Source organism: Ruegeria sp. BHSB056, assembly GCF_059613305.1.
This window is the reverse complement of sequence record NZ_JBXWSG010000011.1, coordinates 1-22,143: the sequence shown is the minus strand read 5'-3', so window position 1 is coordinate 22,143 and position 22,143 is coordinate 1. Positions and strand designations below refer to the sequence as shown.

Genomic DNA, 22,143 nt, shown 5'->3' with positions numbered 1-22,143 from the left:
GGACACGGGGGTTTTTTTACATGAAAGCAGGGCTTTCTTATTCTTCGTCTGCGGCCTCTTCGGCGGCAACGCGGGCTTTGTCGGCCGCGCCTTTGGCGTCGACGTCACGATCCACGAATTCGATAATCGCCATCGGGGCCATGTCGCCATAGCGGAAGCCGGCCTTCAGGATGCGGACATAACCGCCCTGACGCTCGGCATAGCGGGGGCCCAGAACTTCGAACAGCTTGGCGACGTCTTTGTCTTCTTTCAGCTGTGCTGCGGCCTGACGACGGGCGTGCAGGTCGCCGCGCTTGCCCAGGGTGATCAGTTTTTCAACGATCGGGCGCAGTTCTTTTGCCTTGGGCAGAGTTGTCTTGATCTGCTCATGTTCGATGAGCGAGCCAGCCATGTTCGCAAACAGCGCCTTGCGGTGCTCATGTGTACGGTTCAGGCGGCGGTAACCACGTGCGTGACGCATTTTCTAGTTCCTTCTTTCGCGTTTTGCTTTGTCTGGCCCCCGATGCGTGTCAGGGGCTCTCCTTGGGGCATGATTGCCCGTGCATTCCCCGGTATCCCGGGCATTTGGGAAGACGCGCTTAGAACGCGTCTTCGAATTTCTTCGCCAGATCTTCGATGTTGTCGGGCGGCCAGTCCTCGACATCCATGCCGAGGTGCAGACCCATGCCGGACAGCACTTCTTTGATCTCGTTCAGCGACTTGCGGCCGAAGTTCGGGGTGCGCAGCATCTCGGCTTCGGTCTTCTGGATCAGGTCGCCGATATAGACGATGTTGTCGTTCTTCAGGCAGTTTGCCGAACGGACCGACAGTTCCAGCTCGTCCACTTTCTTAAGCAGCAGCGGGTTGAACTCCAGACCATCGTCTTCGTCCTGACGGTTTGCCGATTCCGGCTCGTCGAAGTTGACGAAGATCGACAGCTGATCCTGCAGGATGCGCGCGGCATAGGCCAGTGCGTCATCGGGGGTGATCGAACCGTCGGTGTCGATCTTCAGGGTCAGCTTGTCATAGTCCAGAACCTGACCTTCGCGGGTCGGCTGCACGTCATAGGCGACTTTCTTGACCGGCGAATAGATCGCGTCGATCGGGATCAGACCGATGGGCGCATCTTCCGGCTTGTTCTTTTCAGCCGAAACGTAACCCTTGCCGGTGTTGACGGTCAGCTCCATGAACAGGTCGGCGCCGTCATCCAGGTGACAGATGACGTGATCGCGGTTCAGAACCTCGATACCTGCGCTTTCGCTGATGTCACCAGCCGTAACGATTGCCGGACCTTTGGCATTGATCGACAGGCGCTTGGGGCCTTCGACTTCCATGCGCAGGGAAACCTGCTTGAGGTTCAGGATGATGTCGGTGACGTCTTCACGCACACCCGCCACGCTCGAGAACTCGTGCAGGACGTTGTCGATCTGGACGCTGGTGATGGCCGCGCCTTGCAGCGAGCTCATCAGGACGCGACGCAGGGCGTTGCCCAGGGTCAGACCAAAACCACGTTCCAGCGGTTCGGCAACCAGTGTCGCCTGACGCGCAGGGTCGTTGCCCGGCTTGGCTTCCAGCTGGGTCGGCTTGATCAATTCTGCCCAATTCTTGTGGATCATGTAATCCCTCCATTCCTGCCCGCGCCCCATGACCAACAAGGTGCAGACGCCCGAGGTTCAAAATGACGTGCTGGGGCCGTGTAAACACACAGCCCCAGCTTAATTCCAGATCGCTTAGACGCGACGACGCTTCGGCGGACGGCAGCCGTTGTGAGCAATCGGTGTCACGTCGCGGATCGACGTGATGTTGAAGCCCACGGCAGCCAGTGCGCGCAGAGCCGATTCACGACCCGAACCGGGGCCCTGAACTTCGACTTCCAGCGTCTTGACGCCATGTTCCTGCGCTTTCTTGCCTGCGTCTTCCGCAGCCATCTGCGCGGCATACGGAGTAGATTTCCGCGATCCCTTGAAGCCCATGGTACCGGCAGACGACCACGAGATGGCGTTGCCCTGTACGTCCGAGATCAGGATCTTGGTGTTGTTGAAGGTCGAGTTCACATGGGCAACGCCCGATGCGATGTTCTTGCGCTCTTTGCGCTTGATGCGAGTCTTATCGCGTGCCATCGGTCAGACCCCCTCTTATTTCTTCTTACCGGCAATGGCCTTTGCGGGGCCTTTGCGAGTACGAGCGTTGGTGTGGGTACGCTGACCGCGAACCGGCAGGTTGCGGCGGTGACGCAGACCGCGATAGCAGCCCAGGTCCATCAGACGCTTGACGTTCATCTGAACTTCGCGACGCAGGTCACCTTCGACGGTGTAGTTGGCGTCGATATGTTCACGGATGGCCAGAACTTCGGCATCCGACAGTTCATTGACGCGGCGGTGCGCTTCAATGCCCACGGCTTCGCAGATTGCGTTGGCCGAGGTGTTGCCGATACCGGTGATATATGTGAGGGCGATTGGAACCCGCTTTGCAGTCGGGATGTTTACGCCGGCAATACGTGCCACGTGTCACTTTCCTTTTTGTTGCGGTTCCGTAACTCCGGAACCTTTTTTCACAACACTTTACCGTGGCAGTGACGCCAGAGGGTCCAGTATTATTCGAGGTGGTCGGGGCAATTGGGACGAATCCCGCATGCGGTCTTGATTCCCTTTAGGGATGGGGGTCGATATGGGCTTTTGGCGCTGGCGTCAAGTCCGAAACGAGGACCGTCAATCTCGAAGGTAATTACAGAGAACTCAAAAGCCTAGATATCGCGAACTTTGGAGCAGTTAAGACCACTTATCAACGCTGATGTTTGACCCTGGATCGTGAGCGATGCTCAATCCCTTTCGTTGAAACTCATACTGAATAGCGAAAATCTGGTTTTGCAAAGCATCCCGCTTACGGCGGATATCCCACGTGATCAAAGCAGGTAAACCAAATACAGTGAAGAGGTAGAACAGAGAAACGCTGATATACTGCAAAATGTACTCTGCCAAGAACAGCCACAATGCAACGATGGGTAATCCAAGCAAAAACCATCGCTTCGTAGACTTTAAGAAAAGGCTGCGCCCCTCTTCCAAAAGATCTCTATAAAGATCAATCTTTGGCTCCAATTCAGGAGGCACAGCTGCGTTTCGATAAATCATACGAAGTCCCGGCGGACTAACCCAGTATCGCCTCGATCGACGCCGTCACTTCCTTGATATCCGCCAGCCCGTTCACGGGGCGCAGATCGCCCTTGGCGTAGTAATAGCCAATCAGCGGAGACGTCTTCTTGTAGTATTCCATCAGGCGCGTGCGCAGGCTGTCTTCATTGTCATCGGCGCGGCGCTGGAAATCATTTTCCTTGCCGCAATTGGTGCATTTGCCATCTGCCGGGATCGGCTTGGTGTTGTCGTTATAGACCTCGCCACACCCGCCGCAGGTTGAGCGTGCGGTGATCCGGCCCACCAGCGCGTCGTCATCAACGCGCATCTCGATCACGGTGTGCAGCGACTGGCCCAGCTTGGCCAGCAAAGCGGCCAGAGCATCGGCCTGCGCCAGCGTGCGGGGAAAGCCGTCAAAGATGAAACCGGCGCCTGTTTCGGTGGTCAGTTTCTCTTCGATCAGGCCGATCACGATTTCATCGGTGACCAACTTGCCCGCGTCCATGATCGCCGCAACCTTGCGGCCCATCTCGGTGCCCGAGGTCTTGGCTTCGCGCAGCATGTCGCCCGTGCTGAGCTGCACCATGCCGCGTGTTTCAACCAGATGACGCGCCTGCGTTCCTTTCCCTGCCCCCGGGGGGCCCAACAGAATGATATTCATCGACGAGAGGGTCCCTTCCTGCCGCGTTTCTTGCTTTTGCCGCGCAGTTGAGACTTTTCGATAAGCCCTTCGTATTGGTGCGCCAGAAGATGGCTCTGAACCTGCTGGATCGTATCCATGGTCACGGAGACGATAATCAGAACCGAGGTGCCGCCGAAATAGAACGGGATGGCAAATTGGCCCCGCAGGATTTCAGGCAGCAGACAGACGGCGGCCAGATAGGCCGAACCCAGCACCAGTACGCGGTTGACCACGTATTCCAGATACTCGGCGGTTTTCTTGCCGGGGCGGATACCGGGCACGAACCCGTTCTGCTTTTTCAGGTTGTCCGCCACATCATCCGGCTTGAACGACACGTTGAACGTGTAGAAATACGCAAAGAACACGATCATCGACGCGAAGAACAGCAGATACAGCGGCTGTCCGGGGCCGAAATTGGCCAGCAGCCACGACATGACCGGCCCGTTTGCAGCGCCCGACGAGAAGGTCGAGATCGTCACCGGCAGCAGCAGCAGCGAGCTGGCAAAGATCGCCGGGATCACGCCCGCGGGGTTGACCTTGACCGGCAGGTGGCTGGAGCCGCCTTCATAGATTTTCATCCCGGCCTGACGGCGCGGGTACTGAATATGGATCTTTCGCAGCGCCCGTTCCATGAAGACCACGAACATGATGACGGCAATCACCATCACGATCACGCCAACAATCACAGCGGGGCTGATTGCGCCCGAACGGCCCGACGCGAAGAACTGCGCCAGGGCGGCGGGAACCTCGGCGATGATGCCGACGAAAATGATCAGAGAGATACCGTTGCCGATGCCGCGCGCGGTGATCTGCTCACCCAGCCACATCAGGAACATGGTGCCACCAACCAGCGTGATCATGGTCGACATGCGGAAGAAGAGGCCCGGATCGGTCGCCAGATCGCCCGATTCCAGCGACACAGCCAGACCGTAGGCCTGCACGGTGGCCAGTGCCACGGTGCCGAAACGGGTGTATTGGTTGATCTTCTTGCGGCCCTGCTCGCCCTCTTTCTTGAGCTGTTCGAGCGCGGGAACCATCGATGTCAGCAGCTGCACGATGATCGAGGCCGAGATATAGGGCATGATGCCAAGGGCAAAGATGCCCATTCGGCCAAGCGCCCCGCCCGTAAACATCGAAACCATGCCGCCGATGCCCTGCCCCGCCTGCTCCATGAACTCGCGCAATGCTGCTCCGTCGATCCCCGGCACCGGAATGAAGGTGCCCAGACGATAGACGATCAGCAAACCCAGCGTGAACAGGATGCGGTTGCGCAGATCGGTGGCCTTGCCAAGGGCAGCCCAGCTTGTGTTGGCTGCCATTTGTTCTGCTGCTGATACCATAAAGTCGGTCTCTCTTATGCAAACGCCGCCCGGAACCGTTTTCCGGCTCGGACGGCGTCTTGGAAAACTCTGAAGTCTATGTAAGCGGGTCTTTGCCCGCTCACAAGCGCTTACTCTGCCGCAGCGGCTTTTGTGACTTTCAGTGAACCGCCCGCTTTTTCAACTGCCTCGACAGCAGCTTTCGACGCACCGGTCACTTCCAGATTCACCTTGGCACTGATCTCGCCTTTGGCCAGAACGCGGATACCGTCCAGCTTGCGGCGGACCAGACCGGACGCAACCAGAGCGTCTTCGGTGATCGCAGCCTTGGCGTCCAGCTTGCCGGCTTCGACGAATTTCTGGATCAGGCCCAGGTTGATGACGGCGAATTCCTTGCGGTTGGGCTTGTTGAAGCCACGCTTGGGAAGACGCTGGTACAAGGGCATCTGACCGCCTTCATAGCCATTGATGGCCACACCCGAGCGGGATTTCTGGCCTTTGATACCACGGCCACCCATTTTACCTTTGCCGGAACCCGGACCACGGCCAACGCGGGTGCGTTTTGGGGCGGCGCCAGGATTGTCGCGCAATTCGTTCAGTTTCATTTCGCTTCTCCTAAGCCGGATATGACCCCCGAAGCGTGATGGGCCAAACACGGCATTTCTTGGTTTTGATTCTCGCGGCCAAAAAGCCACCGCAGGCGTATAGGCCCGATGATCCCCCTTGGCAAGCCTGTAGATCGCCAGCCGCTCGGCCTGACCGGCCAAAGCCCCGGGACCAGCCCCGCAAGGTGAACCCAAAAGGACACCTTCACCGGGGTCTGACCGAAAATTGAGCACGAAATATGGCGATTTTGGCAAATATCGCTTGCCATGACCGGGCGGTAGTCTATCCGGATTGCCACAAACAAGAACTTGGCAGGCGCATGACTGAAACCACTCTTCCGACCCGGACACAGCCTGGGGCTACCGCTGCATGTGACTGGGTCACAACGCTTGCCAAATATCGCGAACCCGATCAGCTGCGCAGCGCGTTTGAACTGGGCGTCAGTATCATCCCCTTCTTCGCGCTCTGGGCTTTGTCCTGGATGTCGCTGTCGGTCAGCTATTGGCTGGCTTTTGCGATTTCCGTTCTCAACGCGGCCTTTCTGTTGCGCCTGTTTGCCATCCAGCATGATTGCGGGCACGGCGCGTTCTTCAAGAACCGGACGGTCAGCGACTGGGTTGGACGCGCGATCGGAGTTCTGACGCTGACACCTTATGATGTCTGGCGCCGCACGCATTCCACACATCACAACAGTTCCGGCAATCTGGGCAAGCGCGGTATGGGCGATATCCACACCCTGACCGTGGCCGAATATCAGGCGAAAACCCCGATGAACCGGTTCTGGTATCGTGTGTATCGAAACCCGATCACCCTGTTTGTCTTTGGCCCCGGTTATCTGTTCCTGTTTCAGAACCGCCTTCCACTGGGACTGACCGACAGCGTCCGGTTCTGGGTCAGCGCGATGGCCACCAATCTTGCCATTCTGGTTGCGCTTGTGGCCATTTACTATTTTGGCGGGCTGATGCCGATGGTGTTGATCTTCCTGCCCTCGACCCTGATTGCCGCCACCGCCGGGGTATGGCTGTTCTATGTACAACACCAGTTCGAGGACACGCATTGGGACGCCGATGAAGACTGGCAGTTGCACGAAGCGGCGCTGCACGGAAGCTCTCATTATATATTGCCGTCCGTGTTGCAGTGGTTCACCGCCAATATCGGCATCCACCACGTGCATCATTTGTACAGCCGCATTCCGTTCTATCGCCTGACCGAAGTGCTGCGCGACCATGATGAGTTGGCCAACAGCAACCGAATGACCATCCGCGAAAGCCTCGCCAACGCGCGCCTGCACCTGTGGGATGAGCAAAGCCGTCGACTGCTGTCCTTCGCCGAGGCCCGCGCTTTGTATGGGTGAGGGGCAACCCGTCCCTGATCCTGACTGTTCCAGCGGAGCGATGAGCCGCGCCAGCAACTGCCCGTGGGATGGCGCTGTCACGCCTGATCAGTGCGCTTTATGGTGCCAGATACATCCGAATTCCTAGCGAGACGCAAACGTCCCCAAAGCGCCAGCCCGCCGGGACGGGCAGTCGATGACGCGGCGGGCTTTTTGACAGAGAAAATGCCTTCGCGAAAACGGAGATTTTTTGTCTTAGGCTTTCCTGCAACCTCTAGCACTTGGTGTTTTGCATGCATAAAGTGTGCAGATATTGATTTGGAAGGAATGTAAGTTGTCTCGCTGGTCGAACGATTTTGACAATCACCCGTTGCATGAAACGCTGCGTCAAACAGCAGAGTTATTAGACGTTGATACGAAAGCACTGGAAACCGATCATCAGGACGAGTTGAGACGTTTGAAGAAAGTCGTCGAAAACCTGCGCGAGATAGTAACTGGTTTGGACGCTGAATTTGTACCGCAAGCTTGGTTGGACCAAATCAATCAACACTTGAGGAACCCAAATTTTTTTCAACAGGTCCAGAATAACGCTGCAACGCCTCAATTGGGTGCCCTGCAATCCGCCAACAATCATATCACACAATATGCTCCGCAAATTTATCATTTGGCAGCAATGTCGCGGCTCCCAGAGTCTCAGGAAGTAATTCGACATTCCGAAGATGCTTTTAAATCACTCTCGTCATCCATGGATGAATTTTTGCGAGACACACGCAAGAAACTCGAAGAAACCGACGCACAAAACACAGAACTCAAAAATAAGTCAAACGAATTAAGCCATAGGCTAGAAAGCCTTTCGACGGACACGGAAGCAAGGCTGTCAGAGTGGCAATCTGATTTCACAGAGAAGCAAACGGCTAGGGCCGAGGAGTACTCAGGAGCTCAAATCGAGCGCGAAGCAAAGTTCGAGGAGTTACTATCTGATTGGCGAACGAAAGTTGATAGTCAGCACGAGGCAATTGGCAAAGCTCAAATAGACAAGCTCACGGCTCTACTGAAGTCATTCAAGCAGCAAGGAGAAGCTACTCTAGAAGACGTCAGGGAGAAACACCAAGCCGTTTTGGAGATTCACAAATTGGTTGGAAGAGATAGTGTCGCGGGGGGATATCAAAGTAGTGCTGGAGAAGAGAAGAAAGAGGCTGACTTATGGCGCTGGATATCAATGGGGGCGCTTGCTGCCGCGGTTATTTGGCTGGGGTTTAGATACTGGATGGGATTTGAGCAGAACGAAAATGGCGCACTAAACTGGGCTAACATTACTACTGCGGCATCGCTTACGGCTATCTTACTTGTTACTGCCGGCTACGCCTCTAGGCAATCAAAGCTGCATCGTGACAATGAGAAGCAAATGCGATCATTTGCTCTGGAAACTAAGGCTCTAGACCCTTTCATGGCTAGCTTAGAAGAATCCGATCAAAGGAGGATCAAGGCTGAACTGATTGGGCGAATGTTTGGTCAACAACACAACCAAGTGTCGGGTGGGGCAAGTAGGATTGATGATGGCACTTTGCAATCGATAGCGGACAGGTTTTCCACTATTGTTTCGCAAGCGATCTCAAAAGCTCTAGATAAAAGCTAGGAGGTTTTGCTCGACGCATTAACTTAACGGTTCTCCCCCCTTGCCACCCACCGCCAACACTGCTAAACGCTCCCAATCTTGCGGCCTCGGATTCGTTCCGGGGCCTTAGATATTTTGCAACCGGGGACCTTCGGGGCCCTATACCTTTGGCACCTACGGGGGCCTATCACATAGCGGGGGACCTCCCCTGCACTTGCTAAACGGAAGACAGAAAGCATGGCACTCAAGTCGTACAAGCCGACGACGCCGGGCCAGCGCGGGCTGGTGCTGATCGACCGTTCGGAGCTTTGGAAAGGACGTCCGGTCAAGTCTCTTACAGAGGGTTTGACCAAATCGGGCGGCCGGAACAACACCGGACGGATCACTTCACGCCGCCGCGGCGGTGGCGCAAAGCGTCTCTACCGGATCGTTGACTTCAAACGGAACAAATTTGATGTCGCGGCAACCGTCGAGCGGATCGAATATGACCCGAACCGGACCGCGTTCATCGCACTGGTAAAATACGAAGACGGCGAGCAGGCGTATATCCTGGCTCCGCAGCGTCTGGCTGTTGGTGACAAGGTCATCGCGTCGGCAAAGGCCGATATCAAGCCGGGCAACGCAATGCCGTTCTCGGGCATGCCCATCGGTACCATCGTCCACAACATCGAGATGAAGCCTGGCAAAGGCGGTCAGATCGCACGTGCGGCCGGTACTTACGCGCAATTCGTGGGCCGCGATGGCGGTTACGCTCAGATCCGTCTGAGCTCGGGCGAGCTGCGCATGGTCCGTCAGGAATGCATGGCCACCATCGGTGCCGTGTCCAACCCCGACAACAGCAACCAGAACCTCGGTAAAGCCGGTCGTATGCGCCACAAGGGCGTTCGTCCGTCGGTTCGTGGTGTTGCAATGAACCCGATCGATCACCCGCATGGTGGTGGTGAGGGTCGTACCTCGGGTGGCCGTACACCGGTTACGCCGTGGGGTAAGGACACCAAGGGTAAGCGTACCCGCAACAAGAACAAAGCGTCCCAGAAGCTGATCATCCGCTCGCGGCACGCCAAGAAGAAGGGACGTTAATCCATGTCTCGCTCTGTTTGGAAGGGTCCTTTCGTCGATGCTTACGTGCTGAAAAAAGCCGAAGCAGCGCGCGAGTCGGGCCGCAACGAAGTCATCAAAATCTGGTCGCGTCGTTCCACCATTCTGCCCCAGTTCGTGGGTCTGACCTTTGGTGTGTACAACGGCCAGAAGCATATCCCGGTAAACGTCTCGGAAGACATGATCGGTCAGAAGTTCGGTGAATATTCGCCGACACGGACCTATTATGGCCACGCCGCAGACAAAAAAGCGAAGCGGAAGTAAGTCATGGGCAAGGAAAAGAACCCCCGCCGCGTGGCTGAAAACGAAGCAATGGCGAAAACGCGCATGCTTCGCACCAGCCCGCAGAAACTGAACCTGGTAGCAGCTATGATCCGCGGCAAGAAAGTCGAGAAGGCCCTGACCGACCTGACTTTCTCGAACAAGCGTGTCGCGCAGGACGTCAAGAAGTGCCTGCAGTCCGCAATCGCGAATGCCGAAAACAACCACAACCTGGACGTTGACGAGCTGATCGTCGCCGAAGCCTGGGTTGGCAAGAACCTGGTCATGAAGCGCGGTCGCCCGCGGGCCCGTGGCCGTTTCGGCAAGATCATGAAGCCGTTCTCGGAGATCACCATCAAGGTGCGTCAAGTTGAGGAGCAAGCCTAATGGGACATAAAGTCAATCCGATCGGCATGCGCCTTCAGGTCAACCGCACCTGGGACAGCCGCTGGTACGCAGATACCAAGGACTACGGTGATCTTCTTCTGGAAGACCTCAAGATCCGTGAGTTCATCCAGAAAGAGTGCAAGCAGGCCGGTGTTGCCCGTGTGATCATCGAACGTCCGCATAAGAAGTGCCGCGTTACGATCCACACCGCACGTCCGGGTGTCATCATCGGCAAGAAAGGTGCGGACATCGAAGTTCTGCGCAAGAAGCTGGCTGCGATGACCGACAGCGAACTGCACCTGAACATCGTCGAAGTGCGCAAGCCCGAGCTTGACGGTCAGCTGGTTGCCGAGTCGATCGCTCAGCAGCTGGAACGCCGTGTTTCGTTCCGCCGCGCGATGAAGCGTGCCGTACAGAACGCCATGCGCATGGGCGCCCTGGGTATCCGGGTGAACGTCGCTGGCCGTCTGGGTGGTGCCGAAATCGCACGGACCGAATGGTACCGCGAAGGCCGTGTGCCGCTGCACACTCTGCGCGCCGACATCGATTACGCACATGCCGAAGCGATGACCCCCTACGGGATCATCGGGATCAAGGTCTGGATCTTCAAAGGGGAGATCATGGAGCACGATCCGCAGGCACGTGACCGTAAAGCACAGGAACTCCAGGACGGCCCTGCACCTCGTGGTGCTGGTGGCGGTCGTCGCTAAGGAGGGAAAGATATGCTTCAACCAAAGCGTACAAAATTCCGCAAGATGCACAAAGGCCGGATCAAGGGCGAAGCCAAGGGCGGCTCTGATCTGAACTTTGGCACCTACGGCCTGAAAGCGATTGAGCCTGAGCGTGTAACCGCACGCCAGATCGAAGCTGCACGTCGTGCCATGACGCGTCACATGAAGCGTCAGGGCCGTGTCTGGATCCGCATCTTCCCCGACACTCCGGTTACGGCAAAGCCGATCGAAGTTCGTATGGGTAAAGGTAAGGGTTCGGTCGACCGTTGGGTTTGCAAGGTTAAGCCCGGTCGCGTGATGTTCGAGATCGACGGCGTCAATGACGACATCGCCCGCGAGGCCCTGCGCCTGGCTGCGATGAAGCTGCCGATAAAGACCCGCGTCGTGGTTCGCGAAGACTGGTAAGCGATCCGGGGGCACCCCCGCTCGTGACAAGATTGACCCCCGTCGGAACACCGGCGGGGGTTTTTCCATAGGGGGCTCTGCCCCCGTCGCGCGTGCCGCGCGCCTCCCCCGGGATATTTGCAGCCAGATGAAGCAGGGGATCCGTTCTTCATCTGGCCGCAAATATCCCGGAGCGCGAGGCAGAGCCTCGCAAAACAGCCATCGCCTTCGCCACGCGGCTGGGTTAAGACGGCGCCATGCCACAGATTGAATCACTCTTCGTCACCCGCCTCTATCGTGCCTCTTTGTCCGAATTCGGTCCCCCGATCGATGCGGAAGAGTTGGAAAACTCGTGCCTTGTCGTCGCCGAGGATGACGAGGCCGGTCAGGACTGGTGCGAAGAAAACGGCTATCCCGGTTACACCAGCTATGCCTCGCTGACCGACCTGCCCTGGCGGTTTCCGATATTCGCCGATTTGGTCAAGGCGCTGGACAGCCATGTGGCGGCTTTTGCCAAGGATCTGGAGTTTGATCTGGGTGAGGGTAAGCTGAAGCTGGAAGATCTGTGGATCAACATCCTGCCCGAGGGTGGCATGCATTCCAGCCATCTGCACCCGCACAGTGTGATTTCCGGCACCACCTATGTGGCGATGCCTGAAGGCGCGAGCGCGCTAAAGCTGGAAGACCCGCGTTCGGGCCGCATGATGGCCGCGCCGACGCGGCTGAAAGGCGGGCGACGCGATTTGCAGCCCTTCATCTATATGAAGCCGCAGGTGGGCGATGTCCTGCTATGGGAAAGCTGGCTGCGCCACGAGGTGCCGATGAACATGGCCGAGGAAGAGCGGATTTCGGTGAGTTTCAACTATAAGTGGGACTGACCGTTTGTGAGATTTGCATTTGTGGACGGTTTGTGAACTGTCGCTTAAGGAACTGTATGATAGAGCTAATAGGCTTGCTATGGTCACAGGCTATCGCCATATTATGAGTGTACTGAGGAGTAGGTTATGACTACGACAGCCAGAAAAACGACGGTAAAAGGCGGGTACATTGCGCGTGACACAAAAACAGGACGCTTCATGGAAGTGAAGTCTTCTTCAGGTCTGAAAAAACCCGGAGTAAAAACTGTTTCTGTCGTGAAGGAGGCTTCGGAGAAACGCAAGTCTGCGTTGAAGCGTTTGGCTAATCGGTAAATCCCACTACAGGGTAACGCTTGCGGATGCCATCACTGCCCATGATGAAGCGCTAACCTATGGCGGTCGCGACGGCGTTACAAGTCTAGACCTCATCGAATCAGCGTTGGGGCGACCTTATTCCGGTTATCATCGTTCCATTTCTCGTAAAGCAGCGGCGCTATTGCAAAGTTTGGTTGGCAACCATGGTTTCGTGGATGGCAACAAGCGAACAGCATGGTTGATGGTTGAAATTCTGATCGACCGCAGTGGCTACAAATTAGAGATAGACGACGAAGAACCAATCGATGATCTGGTCGTTTCTGTGGCTGCAGGTGAATTGGACTTCGACAACTTGCATGCTTGGTTCAAAACGAGATTGGCAAGAACTTCTTGAGGATGTTTGATCTTTAAAGTTCGGTCTCTAAACTTCCTCTTGCCACCCACTCCCCAAACCCCTATAGAGCGGCATCTTGCGGTCTCCCGGCGTTGTCGGGCGATTCGTATGTCTATCATTCATCCACCAGGTCAAAGGTGACCCGTGTACGGGGCCTTCTGGTGTTTTGAGCAAAGGAAAAAGGCGATGAACGCCCAAGAACTGCGTGACAAGACCCCTGATCAGCTCCGCGAGGAACTGGTCAACCTGAAGAAAGAAAGCTTTAACCTGCGCTTTCAACAGGCAACCGGTCAGCTGGAAAACACTGCTGGCATCAAAGCGGCCCGCCGCAACGCTGCCCGCGTCAAAACCATCCTGAACGAAAAGGCCGTTGCCGCGGCATCCGAGGAGTAATCAGATGCCCAAGCGTATCCTGCAAGGCACCGTGACCAGCGACGCCAACGAACAGACCATCACCGTGCTGGTCGAGCGCCGTTTCAAGCACCCGCTGCTGCACAAAACCGTTCGTAAGTCCAAGAAATACCGGGCTCATGACGAAAAGAACGCCTTCAAGGTCGGCGACTCTGTACGCATCATCGAATGCGCGCCGAAATCGAAGACGAAACGTTGGGAAGTTCTGGAAGCGTAAGCTTCCGGGATTTTTCATTTGTCGAAACCCTGGGGGATTTAATCAGACCAGCCCCCACAGGTCGGGAGAAACCACATGATCCAGATGCAGACCAATCTGGATGTCGCTGACAACTCTGGCGCACGCCGAGTTCAGTGCATCAAGGTCCTGGGTGGTTCCAAGCGTAAATACGCCTCCGTCGGCGACATCATTGTCGTCTCGGTGAAGGAAGCCATCCCGCGCGGCCGCGTAAAGAAAGGTGACGTCCGCAAGGCCGTCGTCGTACGCACCGCCAAAGAAGTCCGTCGCGAAGACGGCACCGCGATCCGTTTCGATCGCAACGCCGCCGTCATCCTGAACAACAACAACGAGCCCATTGGTACCCGTATCTTTGGCCCCGTTGTTCGTGAACTGCGCGCGAAGAACTTCATGAAAATCATCTCGCTGGCTCCGGAGGTGCTGTAATCATGGCTGCTAAACTCCGCAAAGGCGACAAGGTCGTCGTGCTGGCCGGCAAGGACAAGGGCAAAGAGGGGACTATCACCTCGGTTGACCCCAAAGCCGGTAAAGCTGTTGTCGATGGTATCAACATCGCCATCCGCCACACCCGCCAGTCGCAAACCTCGCAAGGTGGTCGCCTGCCTCAGGCAAACCCGATCGAGCTGTCGAACCTGGCACTGCTGGATAAGAACGGCAAAGCAACCCGCGTTGGCTTCCGTATGGAAGGTGACAAGAAGGTGCGGTTTGCCAAGACCACAGGGGACGTGATCGATGCTTGATAACGCAACCTACACCCCGCGCCTGAAAGCGCAGTACGCCGAGACCATCCGTGCCGCTCTGAAAGAAGAGTTCGGCTACAAGAACGACATGCAGCTGCCCAAGCTGGAAAAAATCGTTCTGAACATCGGTTGTGGTGCTGAGGCCGTCAAAGACTCGAAGAAAGCGAAAGCTGCTGTCGAGGATCTGACTGCGATTGCCGGTCAACAGGCCGTTGCAACCAAGGCGAAGAAATCGATCGCGGGTTTCCGCGTCCGGGAAGACATGCCGCTGGGTGCGAAAGTGACCCTGCGCGGTGACCGGATGTACGAATTCCTGGATCGTCTGATCACGATCGCGATGCCGCGTATTCGTGACTTCCGCGGTGTTAAGCCCTCTTTCGACGGTCGTGGCAACTTTGCCATGGGCATGAAAGAGCACATCGTGTTCCCGGAAATCGACTTCGACAAGGTCGACGAGGTCTGGGGCCTGGATATCGTAATTGCCACCACAGCGAAAACCGACGCTGAAGCAAAGGCACTGTTGAAAGCATTCAACATGCCGTTCAACGCGTAAGCGCCGGGAGGATTGAGACATGGCTAAAAAAGCAATGATCGAACGCGAGAAGAAGCGCGAACGCCTGGTGGCCAAATATGCCGCAAAGCGTGCCGAGCTTAAAGAAATCGCGAATGACGAGAGCAAGCCGATGGAAGAGCGCTTCAAGGCGCGTCTGAAACTGGCGAAACTGCCGCGCAACAGCTCGGCTACCCGTCTGCACAACCGTTGTCAGCTGACCGGTCGTCCCCACGCTTACTATCGTAAGCTGAAGGTCAGCCGTATCGCGCTGCGCGAGCTGGGTTCTGCTGGTCAGATCCCCGGCATGGTGAAATCGAGCTGGTAAGGGAGACATAGATATGAATGATCCTATCGGCGATATGCTCACCCGTATCCGCAACGCGCAAATGCGCGGCAAGTCCACCGTATCCACTCCGGCGTCAAAGCTGCGTGTTTGGGTTCTGGACGTGCTGGCGGACGAAGGTTACATCCGTGGCTATGAAAAGACGACCGGTGAAAACGGTCATCCGGCCATCGAAATCAGCCTGAAATACTACGAAGGCACCCCTGTCATTCGCGAACTGAAGCGGGTTTCGAAACCCGGTCGCCGCGTATACATGGGCGTCAATGACATCCCGCAGGTCCGTCAGGGTCTGGGCGTGTCGATTGTCAGCACTCCGAAAGGTGTGATGTCGGACGCAAACGCTCGCTCCAACAATGTTGGCGGCGAAGTGCTCTGCACCGTCTTCTAAGGAGGTCTGCAATGTCTCGTATTGGTAAAAAACCGGTCGAGCTGCCCAGCGGCGTTACCGCCTCTGTGTCGGGTCAGACCATCGAAGTCAAAGGTCCGAAAGGCACCCGCAGCTTCACCGCCACCGACGACGTGACGCTGTCGGTTGAAGACAACGTGGTCAAGATCGACCCTCGCGGCATGTCCAAGCGTGCCCGCCAGCAGTGGGGCATGAGCCGCACCATGGTTGCCAACCTGGTAACTGGTGTGACCGAAGGCTTCAAAAAAGAGCTGGAGATTCAGGGTGTGGGTTACCGGGCGCAGATGCAGGGCAACACCCTGAAGCTGAACCTGGGCTATAGCCACGATGTAGATTTCACAGCTCCGGAAGGTGTCACCATCACCGCACCGAAGCAGACCGAGATCGTTGTGGAAGGTATCGACCAGCAGCTGGTGGGCGAAACCGCGGCCAAGATCCGCGAGTGGCGCCGCCCCGAGCCGTACAAAGGCAAGGGCATCCGCTATAAGGGCGAGTTCATCTTCCGCAAAGAAGGCAAGAAGAAGTAAGGACGCAGACAATGGCAAACAGCAAAAGAACCCTGTTTCTGAAGCGCCGCCTGCGCGTTCGGAACAAACTTCGCAAGGTCAACGCGGGTCGTCCGCGCCTGTCCGTACACCGTTCGAACAAGAACATCTCTGTTCAGCTGATCGACGACGTACGTGGCGTGACCCTGGCCTCGGCCTCGACCCTGGAAAAAGATCTGGGTGTTGTTGGCAAGAACAACGTCGAAGCGGCGACGAAAGTCGGCGCGGCCATCGCCGAGCGTGCCAAGAAGGCAGGCGTCGAAGAGGCCTATTTCGATCGTGGCGGCTTCCTGTTCCACGGCAAAGTGAAGGCTGTCGCCGACGCTGCGCGTGAAGGTGGTCTGAAGATCTGATGGTGTGCCGGGCTGAAGCCCGGCCTACCGGAAACGACGCCGTAGGCCGGGCTTCAGCCCGGCACCGGCACTTTGAAGGCGGGTCCGCCCGCCTCGATGATCGGGGAGCCCCGGAATGTCATTCGCGGGTTCACTTCGATTGAGTAATTGGCGCCGCGAGCGCCTCTAGAGGAAAAGGGATGCCAAATGGCAGAACGTGAAAACCGTCGAGGCCGTGGCCGCGACCGTGAAGAAACACCGGAATTTGCAGATCGCCTGGTCGCAATCAACCGCGTGTCGAAAACCGTAAAAGGTGGTAAGCGCTTTGGCTTCGCCGCTCTGGTGGTTGTCGGCGATCAGAAAGGCCGCGTCGGCTTTGGCAAGGGTAAAGCGAAAGAAGTACCTGAAGCCATCCGCAAGGCGACTGAGCAAGCCAAGCGTCAGATGATCCGCGTACAGCTGCGCGAAGGTCGGACCCTGCACCACGACATCGAGGGCCGTCACGGCGCCGGTAAAGTGGTTATGCGCGCTGCGCCTGAAGGTACCGGTATCATCGCCGGTGGTCCGATGCGTGCCGTGTTCGAAATGCTGGGTGTCAAGGACGTTGTCTCCAAGTCGCTGGGCTCGCAGAACCCCTACAACATGATCCGCGCCACAATCGACGGCCTGCAGAAAGAGCAGAGCCCGCGTTCGGTTGCCGCACGTCGTGGCAAAAAGGTTGCTGACATCCTGCCCAAGCGGGACGACGCACCGGCTGCTGCTGAAGCAGAAGCATAAGGAGAGCACGTCATGGCAAAAACCATCGTCGTCAAACAGGTCGGCTCGCCGATCCGTCGCCCCGCCGAACAGCGCGCAACCCTGATCGGCCTGGGCCTGAACAAGATGCACAAAACCCGTGAGCTGGAGGATACCCCTTCGGTGCGCGGCATGATCCGCAAGATCCCGCATCTGGTTGAGATCGTCGAAGAGCGCGGCTAAGCCCGTCTTCATCGGAAAGAACAAAAACGCCTCCGGTCAAATCGGGGGCGTTTTTTGTTGGCACTTTAGTATCTTGGGGATTCCTTTTTCCAACCCGGATCTCAGGAGCGGCGTGTTCTGATTGATCTGTATCAATGACCAATTGGGTTGTGATGAACTACCCAGCGTGTTCCACGCAGGAGGTTCTTGAAGTGAGTGCGGATAAGACAGGACGGATCGTATGGCATGACCTCTTTACGCCTGATCTGAACGCTTCCAAGGCTTTCTATGGCCGTGTAGCGTTGTGGGATTTCATTAAGGAAAGCACCGAAGACTATGTCTGGGGTCGGGGAAAAGGGGAATTCACTCTTGCTCTTCTGAATGGGGAAGCCGGAAGTGGATTGACCATAACTCCAGCGGGTTTTGATGCCGGCTGGCTTCCCTATTTCGAAGTTCCCGATGTTGATAAGTATTCAAAGCGTGCCGAGAAGCTGGGCGCGCACATCATTCGACGCCCCTTTGATGTGCCCGGCGTCGGGCGAAACTGCCTATTGTTGGACCCATTAGGGGCCAGGTTTGGCATTTCCGTTTCACAACATGATTACCCGATACCTACACAACAGTTCACAACAGAGGTTTATCTGAGCGAAGGCCCGGAGTTTCCAGTCGAATTCTACCAATCGTTGTTTGACCGAACATCTTCGAAGACGGATGGCACGGGCGCGGCCGGGCCAGGTCAGTGGCTTTCACATATTCCTGTGGTTGCTTCACCAGATAAAAAGATACGTGAAAGATGCGCCTGGCTACCTGGAATCAAGGTCACTGCTATCGAGAATGCGGTACGTGATGCTTTGACGCTTGGAGCGTCCGAAGTGCGTGTTCGATCACGGAATAGCGCGCAGCATGCACCGCGTGTATTTCGCGATCCGACGGGGCTTTATTTTGCATTTCAGCAGGTGGGTCCGGTTTTAGGAACAAACTAAAGGTCGCTGCAAACCGCAGATGGCCATCGCGTCGATTTGCAGGTCAACTGCAAAATCCATGCCAATAGGAATGGGAACCAGGCTACGAACAAGCCAACCCGCGAATGTTATTCGCCGCATGCATACCGGCTAGACCAAAATCTGCGTTGTTAGCGATAGCAAACGCTCCTATCTCTGCCTTGTCCAATGAAGGAACTCAAAAGGAAACGTCAGGGAATACGCCCTGATACGAGAAAGGAATACAGAGATGACAACTGCGACACTGACCCATACCGGCTTCAACTTCGGCACCCGGATCGCTGACATGATCACACGGATCAAAACAGCCCACGCACGTGCTGCTGAGTATCAGCGCACCTATACCGAGTTGCAGCGTCTGAGCAACCGTGAGCTGGACGATATCGGCATCCGCCGCTGCGACATCGCAGATATCGCGCACCGGCACGTATATTGCTCGTAACCATTCACACTATTGAAACGACCCAAAGGCGCCTTAGGGCGCCTTTTCTATGTTCAGCGCAGGCCCTACCCCGCGAGCAGGCCGCTCAGCGGCCGTCAGAGGGTGCGATGGCTGTTGATGCGGCCCAATGTGCTGTTGACGCCAGAATCCCCCTGAGCGGCCACTGGAGGACGTGTGACCGCCCTGCCCTGACGCGCAAACCCAAAGCTTTGACGCCTGAAACGAAATCGGCCCCGGAGGAGTGATCCACCGGGGCCGAAAAATGTCGCTGTAAGCGTTGGATCAGAGACCGGTGCTTACGTCGATTGTGTTACCCTCTTCCAGGGTCACATATGCTTTCTTGACGTCTTTCCGACGGCCCAACTGGCCGCGGAACCGCTTGACCTTGCCTTTGGTCACGGTGGTGTTCACCGCTTTGACCTTCACACCAAACAGCGCCTCAACGGCCTCTTTGATCTGCGGCTTGTTGCTTTCGATCGCCACTTCAAAGACAACCGCGCCATTTTCGGACGCCATGGTCGACTTTTCGGTGATGATCGGCTTGCGGATCACGTCGTAGTGTTCTGCCTTCGCGCTCATTTCAGACGAGCCTCCAGTGCTTCGACAGCCGCTTTGGTGAGCACCAGGGTGTCACGCTTGAGGATGTCATAAACGTTTGCACCCATCGACGGCAGGATATCCAGACCTTCGATGTTGCGCGACGCCTTCAGGAACCCTTCGTTCACGGTCGCGCCGTCGATGACCAGAGCGCGTTTCCAGCCCAGGTTTGCAACCTGTTTGGCCAGTGCGGCGGTCTTGCCTTCGGCTTCGGCGTTCTCGATCACAACCAGTTCACCTGCTTTGGCTTTGGCCGACAGAGCGTGGCGCAGGCCAAGCTTGCGGAACTTCTTCGGCAGGTCGTGGCCGTGCGAACGTGGGGTCGGGCCCTTGTAGATACCACCCTTGCGGAAGATTGGCGCGTTACGGTCACCATGGCGTGCGCCACCGGTGCCCTTTTGGCGGTAGATCTTCTTGGTCGAGTAGCTGGTTTCCGAGCGGGTCTTGACCTTGTGGGTGCCGGCCTGCGCGTTGTTACGCTGCCAACGGACCACACGGTGCAGGATGTCCGCGCGCGGCTCGAGGCCGAACAGGTCTGCATCCAGCTCGATGTCGCCGGCCTTGCCGCCGTCCAGTTTGATTACATCAAGTTTCATGCTTCACCACCTTCCGCGGATACTTCTTCCGCAGGTGCTTCGGTTGCAGCCGATTTCACAGCAGCCGGGAAAGGCAGGCCTTCCGGTGCTTTCTTCTTCACGGCGTCCTTGACGGTGACCCAGCCCGATTTCGGTCCGGGAACGGCGCCTTTGATGAAGACCAGACCACGGTCGGCGTCGGTTTTGACAACCTCGAGGTTCTGGGTGGTAACACGGGCAGCACCCATGTGACCGGCCATCTTCTTGCCTTTGAACACCTTGCCCGGATCCTGACACTGACCGGTCGAGCCGTGCGAACGGTGGCTGATCGACACACCGTGCGAGGCGCGCAGACCACCGAAGTTGTGGCGCTTCATCGCACCGGCAAAGCCTTTACCGATCGAGGTGCCCGAAACGTCAACCTTCTGACCGGCCAGGAAGTGCTCTGCCGAGATTTCGGCGCCCACTTCGATCAGGCCATCTTCGGAGACGCGGAACTCGGCCAGCTTGCGCTTGGGCTCGACCTTGGCAGCGGCGTAGTGGCCGCGCATGGCCTTCGAGGTGCGTTTTGCCTTGGCAGCACCAGCGCCCAGCTGAACGGCGGTGTAGCCGTCTTTTTCAGCGGTCCGCTGTGCAACAACCTGCAGGTTGTCCAGGTGAAGAACGGTCACAGGGATCTGCTTGCCGTCTTCCATGAACAGGCGGGTCATGCCAACTTTTTTTGCGATAATACCAGAGCGCATAATCTATACCCTCCGATCTTACGACTGCAGCTTGATCTCGACGTCCACACCAGCAGCCAGGTCGAGCTTCATCAGCGCATCCACGGTCTGGGGGGTCGGATCAACGATGTCGAGCAGACGCTTGTGCGTGCGGATCTCGAACTGGTCGCGGGATTTCTTGTCAACGTGAGGGCCACGGAGAACCGTGAACTTCTCGATCTTGTTCGGCAGCGGGATCGGGCCGCGCACGTTCGCGCCGGTCCGCTTGGCAGTGTTGACGATCTCTTGCGTGCTGGCATCCAGAACGCGATAGTCAAATGCCTTCAGCCGAATACGGATATTTTGGCTTTGCATAATAACAGCCTTTTATCAGGCGTTGGGGTTGAGAGGAGGACAGACGCGCATCGCCAACCCTCATCGAACCCAAAAGGCGGGAATCACCCCGCCTTGACGTTCTTGTTGAGAACTCGCGCGTATTAGTGGGGTTGGCGGGATTTGGCAAGGGGGTATTACCCGCCTTTTCTCAAAACCACAAAACGAGCATTGTCTAAACCGGTGAAATGAATAAAGCGAGATTCAGCATTGACCAAAGCATTCTGGCAGTTTTGGCTATTCTTGATACCTAGCATCGCGGTATCTCATCTCATTTCCATTTTTTCCCATGATTTAATGGGTATACCCCGTGGAGTGCCTTTCGGACGCTTTGGTATTATCGGGTCCACTGCCCAGATTTCACTGTTGTTGCTACCTTTTGCGATCGGAGCGGCTTTGGCAGCAAAATTCTATTTCAAACGATACGAAGCAAAGGCAGGCACCCAAGAAGTTTTTAACTGTGCAAAGAAAATTGGAGGAGCTGTATTGGTTTTGACCTTCCTGTTCTTTGCGCTGTCAGGAGCATGGTTTGGCCTAATGCAAGCACCCGGTTGGATGATCATAATTTTCCTTTTTGCGCCAGCCTTGGCGGCAGCGGTTATATTCTGGGTCATGTTTCCAAGTACTATCAGTTTAATTGTTTTTTGGCGAAATCTCAGTTGAAGAACTACAATAAGCAAAAGGCCGCCCCTTATGGAGCGGCCTTCTTTGTTTCACCGATGTGCCGGGCTGAAGCCCGGCCTACGGATTATTCTACGATTTTCGACACGACGCCGGCGCCGACGGTGCGGCCGCCTTCGCGGATGGCGAAGCGCAGGCCGTT

General features: G+C 56.6%; 37 protein-coding genes. 24 read left to right on the top strand and 13 right to left on the bottom strand.

Annotated features, from left to right (window positions below; all coding sequences use genetic code 11):
• Nucleotides 1-37 precede the first annotated feature (37 nt).
• The 8 genes from rplQ to rplO form a co-directional block, all read right to left on the bottom strand.
• Nucleotides 38-460: a 50S ribosomal protein L17 gene (rplQ, locus tag AC2FND_RS04740; protein ID WP_170687292.1), complete on the bottom strand. Its 423-nt coding sequence runs from the start codon at nucleotides 458-460 to the stop codon at nucleotides 38-40.
• Between the two features lie 118 nt (nucleotides 461-578).
• Nucleotides 579-1,595: a DNA-directed RNA polymerase subunit alpha gene (locus AC2FND_RS04735; protein WP_480484769.1), complete on the bottom strand. Its 1,017-nt coding sequence runs from the start codon at nucleotides 1,593-1,595 to the stop codon at nucleotides 579-581.
• Nucleotides 1,596-1,709: 114 nt separating this feature from the next.
• A complete protein-coding gene (gene rpsK / locus AC2FND_RS04730; protein WP_170462414.1) occupies nucleotides 1,710-2,099 on the bottom strand; it encodes a 30S ribosomal protein S11 in 390 nt (129 codons plus the stop codon).
• 15 nt (nucleotides 2,100-2,114) lie between these two features.
• Nucleotides 2,115-2,483, bottom strand: coding sequence for a 30S ribosomal protein S13 (gene rpsM / locus AC2FND_RS04725; RefSeq protein WP_209505862.1), 369 nt, complete (start codon nucleotides 2,481-2,483; stop codon nucleotides 2,115-2,117).
• A gap of 264 nt (nucleotides 2,484-2,747) precedes the next feature.
• A complete protein-coding gene (locus tag AC2FND_RS04720) occupies nucleotides 2,748-3,107 on the bottom strand; it encodes a hypothetical protein (protein WP_480508515.1) in 360 nt (119 codons plus the stop codon).
• 16 nt (nucleotides 3,108-3,123) lie between these two features.
• Nucleotides 3,124-3,768, bottom strand: a complete 645-nt coding sequence (locus AC2FND_RS04715) for an adenylate kinase (RefSeq protein ID WP_267363761.1) — start codon at nucleotides 3,766-3,768, stop codon at nucleotides 3,124-3,126.
• Nucleotides 3,765-5,129: a preprotein translocase subunit SecY gene (secY, locus tag AC2FND_RS04710; protein ID WP_209505860.1), complete on the bottom strand. Its 1,365-nt coding sequence runs from the start codon at nucleotides 5,127-5,129 to the stop codon at nucleotides 3,765-3,767. The genes AC2FND_RS04715 and secY overlap by 4 nt, the downstream gene beginning before the upstream one ends.
• 110 nt (nucleotides 5,130-5,239) lie before the next feature.
• Complete coding sequence (rplO, locus tag AC2FND_RS04705) at nucleotides 5,240-5,713, bottom strand: 50S ribosomal protein L15 (protein WP_480508519.1); 474 nt, start codon at nucleotides 5,711-5,713, stop codon at nucleotides 5,240-5,242.
• A 320-nt stretch (nucleotides 5,714-6,033) separates the two neighbouring features.
• Between rplO and AC2FND_RS04700 the strand changes: the two genes are divergently transcribed.
• The 23 genes from AC2FND_RS04700 to AC2FND_RS04590 all read left to right on the top strand — a co-directional run bounded on the left by AC2FND_RS04700 (nucleotide 6,034) and on the right by AC2FND_RS04590 (nucleotide 19,054).
• A complete protein-coding gene (locus AC2FND_RS04700) occupies nucleotides 6,034-7,068 on the top strand; it encodes a fatty acid desaturase (protein ID WP_496768208.1) in 1,035 nt (344 codons plus the stop codon).
• A gap of 313 nt (nucleotides 7,069-7,381) precedes the next feature.
• Entirely contained in the window at nucleotides 7,382-8,683 is a 1,302-nt protein-coding gene (locus AC2FND_RS04695) for a hypothetical protein (protein ID WP_496768206.1), read from the top strand.
• A gap of 216 nt (nucleotides 8,684-8,899) precedes the next feature.
• Nucleotides 8,900-9,742, top strand: coding sequence for a 50S ribosomal protein L2 (gene rplB, locus AC2FND_RS04690; protein ID WP_170531634.1), 843 nt, complete (start codon nucleotides 8,900-8,902; stop codon nucleotides 9,740-9,742).
• Nucleotides 9,743-9,745: 3 nt separating this feature from the next.
• On the top strand, nucleotides 9,746-10,024 hold the full coding sequence (rpsS, locus tag AC2FND_RS04685; protein ID WP_005980699.1) for a 30S ribosomal protein S19: 279 nt from the start codon (nucleotides 9,746-9,748) through the stop codon (nucleotides 10,022-10,024).
• A 3-nt stretch (nucleotides 10,025-10,027) separates the two neighbouring features.
• Nucleotides 10,028-10,408 carry a 50S ribosomal protein L22 gene (gene rplV / locus AC2FND_RS04680; RefSeq protein ID WP_209505855.1) on the top strand — a complete coding sequence of 127 codons (381 nt, stop codon included), beginning with the start codon at nucleotides 10,028-10,030 and terminating at the stop codon, nucleotides 10,406-10,408.
• Nucleotides 10,408-11,118, top strand: coding sequence for a 30S ribosomal protein S3 (gene rpsC / locus AC2FND_RS04675; RefSeq protein ID WP_209505853.1), 711 nt, complete (start codon nucleotides 10,408-10,410; stop codon nucleotides 11,116-11,118). Before rplV ends, rpsC begins: the two co-directional genes overlap by 1 nt.
• A gap of 12 nt (nucleotides 11,119-11,130) precedes the next feature.
• Complete coding sequence (gene rplP, locus AC2FND_RS04670; RefSeq protein WP_170615802.1) at nucleotides 11,131-11,544, top strand: 50S ribosomal protein L16; 414 nt, start codon at nucleotides 11,131-11,133, stop codon at nucleotides 11,542-11,544.
• Between the two features lie 236 nt (nucleotides 11,545-11,780).
• Nucleotides 11,781-12,401 carry a 2OG-Fe(II) oxygenase family protein gene (locus AC2FND_RS04665; protein ID WP_496768203.1) on the top strand — a complete coding sequence of 207 codons (621 nt, stop codon included), beginning with the start codon at nucleotides 11,781-11,783 and terminating at the stop codon, nucleotides 12,399-12,401.
• Between the two features lie 126 nt (nucleotides 12,402-12,527).
• Entirely contained in the window at nucleotides 12,528-12,713 is a 186-nt protein-coding gene (locus tag AC2FND_RS04660) for a hypothetical protein (protein ID WP_496768201.1), read from the top strand.
• On the top strand, nucleotides 12,706-13,089 hold the full coding sequence (locus AC2FND_RS04655; protein ID WP_496768264.1) for a type II toxin-antitoxin system death-on-curing family toxin: 384 nt from the start codon (nucleotides 12,706-12,708) through the stop codon (nucleotides 13,087-13,089). The genes AC2FND_RS04660 and AC2FND_RS04655 overlap by 8 nt, the downstream gene beginning before the upstream one ends.
• 186 nt (nucleotides 13,090-13,275) lie before the next feature.
• Nucleotides 13,276-13,482 carry a 50S ribosomal protein L29 gene (gene rpmC, locus AC2FND_RS04650; protein WP_496768200.1) on the top strand — a complete coding sequence of 69 codons (207 nt, stop codon included), beginning with the start codon at nucleotides 13,276-13,278 and terminating at the stop codon, nucleotides 13,480-13,482.
• Nucleotides 13,483-13,486: 4 nt separating this feature from the next.
• Nucleotides 13,487-13,717: a 30S ribosomal protein S17 gene (gene rpsQ / locus AC2FND_RS04645; protein WP_209505845.1), complete on the top strand. Its 231-nt coding sequence runs from the start codon at nucleotides 13,487-13,489 to the stop codon at nucleotides 13,715-13,717.
• A 75-nt stretch (nucleotides 13,718-13,792) separates the two neighbouring features.
• Entirely contained in the window at nucleotides 13,793-14,161 is a 369-nt protein-coding gene (gene rplN, locus AC2FND_RS04640) for a 50S ribosomal protein L14 (RefSeq protein ID WP_011567679.1), read from the top strand.
• Nucleotides 14,162-14,163: 2 nt separating this feature from the next.
• The gene (gene rplX, locus AC2FND_RS04635; protein ID WP_010437096.1) at nucleotides 14,164-14,475 is read left to right on the top strand and encodes a 50S ribosomal protein L24; all 312 of its coding nucleotides are present in this window, start codon (nucleotides 14,164-14,166) and stop codon (nucleotides 14,473-14,475) included.
• Nucleotides 14,468-15,028: a 50S ribosomal protein L5 gene (gene rplE, locus AC2FND_RS04630; protein WP_209505843.1), complete on the top strand. Its 561-nt coding sequence runs from the start codon at nucleotides 14,468-14,470 to the stop codon at nucleotides 15,026-15,028. Before rplX ends, rplE begins: the two co-directional genes overlap by 8 nt.
• Nucleotides 15,029-15,047: 19 nt before the next feature.
• Nucleotides 15,048-15,353, top strand: a complete 306-nt coding sequence (gene rpsN, locus AC2FND_RS04625; RefSeq protein WP_010437098.1) for a 30S ribosomal protein S14 — start codon at nucleotides 15,048-15,050, stop codon at nucleotides 15,351-15,353.
• A 13-nt stretch (nucleotides 15,354-15,366) separates the two neighbouring features.
• Nucleotides 15,367-15,759, top strand: coding sequence for a 30S ribosomal protein S8 (gene rpsH / locus AC2FND_RS04620; protein ID WP_209505841.1), 393 nt, complete (start codon nucleotides 15,367-15,369; stop codon nucleotides 15,757-15,759).
• 11 nt (nucleotides 15,760-15,770) lie between these two features.
• On the top strand, nucleotides 15,771-16,304 hold the full coding sequence (gene rplF / locus AC2FND_RS04615; RefSeq protein WP_039523384.1) for a 50S ribosomal protein L6: 534 nt from the start codon (nucleotides 15,771-15,773) through the stop codon (nucleotides 16,302-16,304).
• An 11-nt stretch (nucleotides 16,305-16,315) separates the two neighbouring features.
• A complete protein-coding gene (rplR, locus tag AC2FND_RS04610) occupies nucleotides 16,316-16,675 on the top strand; it encodes a 50S ribosomal protein L18 (RefSeq protein WP_010437103.1) in 360 nt (119 codons plus the stop codon).
• 186 nt (nucleotides 16,676-16,861) lie between these two features.
• Entirely contained in the window at nucleotides 16,862-17,431 is a 570-nt protein-coding gene (rpsE, locus tag AC2FND_RS04605) for a 30S ribosomal protein S5 (RefSeq protein ID WP_209505839.1), read from the top strand.
• A gap of 12 nt (nucleotides 17,432-17,443) precedes the next feature.
• The gene (gene rpmD / locus AC2FND_RS04600; protein ID WP_170613764.1) at nucleotides 17,444-17,632 is read left to right on the top strand and encodes a 50S ribosomal protein L30; all 189 of its coding nucleotides are present in this window, start codon (nucleotides 17,444-17,446) and stop codon (nucleotides 17,630-17,632) included.
• Between the two features lie 134 nt (nucleotides 17,633-17,766).
• Nucleotides 17,767-18,594: a VOC family protein gene (locus AC2FND_RS04595; protein ID WP_496768197.1), complete on the top strand. Its 828-nt coding sequence runs from the start codon at nucleotides 17,767-17,769 to the stop codon at nucleotides 18,592-18,594.
• Between the two features lie 247 nt (nucleotides 18,595-18,841).
• Nucleotides 18,842-19,054, top strand: a complete 213-nt coding sequence (locus tag AC2FND_RS04590) for a DUF1127 domain-containing protein (RefSeq protein ID WP_496768196.1) — start codon at nucleotides 18,842-18,844, stop codon at nucleotides 19,052-19,054.
• A gap of 282 nt (nucleotides 19,055-19,336) precedes the next feature.
• Here AC2FND_RS04590 and AC2FND_RS04585 read toward each other — a convergent pair whose 3' ends face one another.
• The 4 genes from AC2FND_RS04585 to rpsJ are packed head-to-tail and all read right to left on the bottom strand — an operon-like array spanning nucleotide 19,337 to nucleotide 21,302.
• Complete coding sequence (locus AC2FND_RS04585; RefSeq protein WP_170609990.1) at nucleotides 19,337-19,633, bottom strand: 50S ribosomal protein L23; 297 nt, start codon at nucleotides 19,631-19,633, stop codon at nucleotides 19,337-19,339.
• Complete coding sequence (gene rplD / locus AC2FND_RS04580) at nucleotides 19,630-20,247, bottom strand: 50S ribosomal protein L4 (RefSeq protein WP_171638100.1); 618 nt, start codon at nucleotides 20,245-20,247, stop codon at nucleotides 19,630-19,632. Before rplD ends, AC2FND_RS04585 begins: the two co-directional genes overlap by 4 nt.
• Nucleotides 20,244-20,969 carry a 50S ribosomal protein L3 gene (gene rplC / locus AC2FND_RS04575; RefSeq protein ID WP_171638102.1) on the bottom strand — a complete coding sequence of 242 codons (726 nt, stop codon included), beginning with the start codon at nucleotides 20,967-20,969 and terminating at the stop codon, nucleotides 20,244-20,246. Before rplC ends, rplD begins: the two co-directional genes overlap by 4 nt.
• A gap of 18 nt (nucleotides 20,970-20,987) precedes the next feature.
• The gene (rpsJ, locus tag AC2FND_RS04570; RefSeq protein ID WP_008756422.1) at nucleotides 20,988-21,302 is read right to left on the bottom strand and encodes a 30S ribosomal protein S10; all 315 of its coding nucleotides are present in this window, start codon (nucleotides 21,300-21,302) and stop codon (nucleotides 20,988-20,990) included.
• A 228-nt stretch (nucleotides 21,303-21,530) separates the two neighbouring features.
• Between rpsJ and AC2FND_RS04565 the strand changes: the two genes are divergently transcribed.
• The gene (locus tag AC2FND_RS04565; RefSeq protein ID WP_496768194.1) at nucleotides 21,531-21,983 is read left to right on the top strand and encodes a hypothetical protein; all 453 of its coding nucleotides are present in this window, start codon (nucleotides 21,531-21,533) and stop codon (nucleotides 21,981-21,983) included.
• Nucleotides 21,984-22,068: 85 nt separating this feature from the next.
• Here the strand turns inward: AC2FND_RS04565 and AC2FND_RS04560 are convergent.
• A partial coding sequence (locus tag AC2FND_RS04560; protein ID WP_211198660.1) for an EF-Tu C-terminal domain-related protein occupies nucleotides 22,069-22,143 on the bottom strand: 75 nt, incomplete at its 5' end.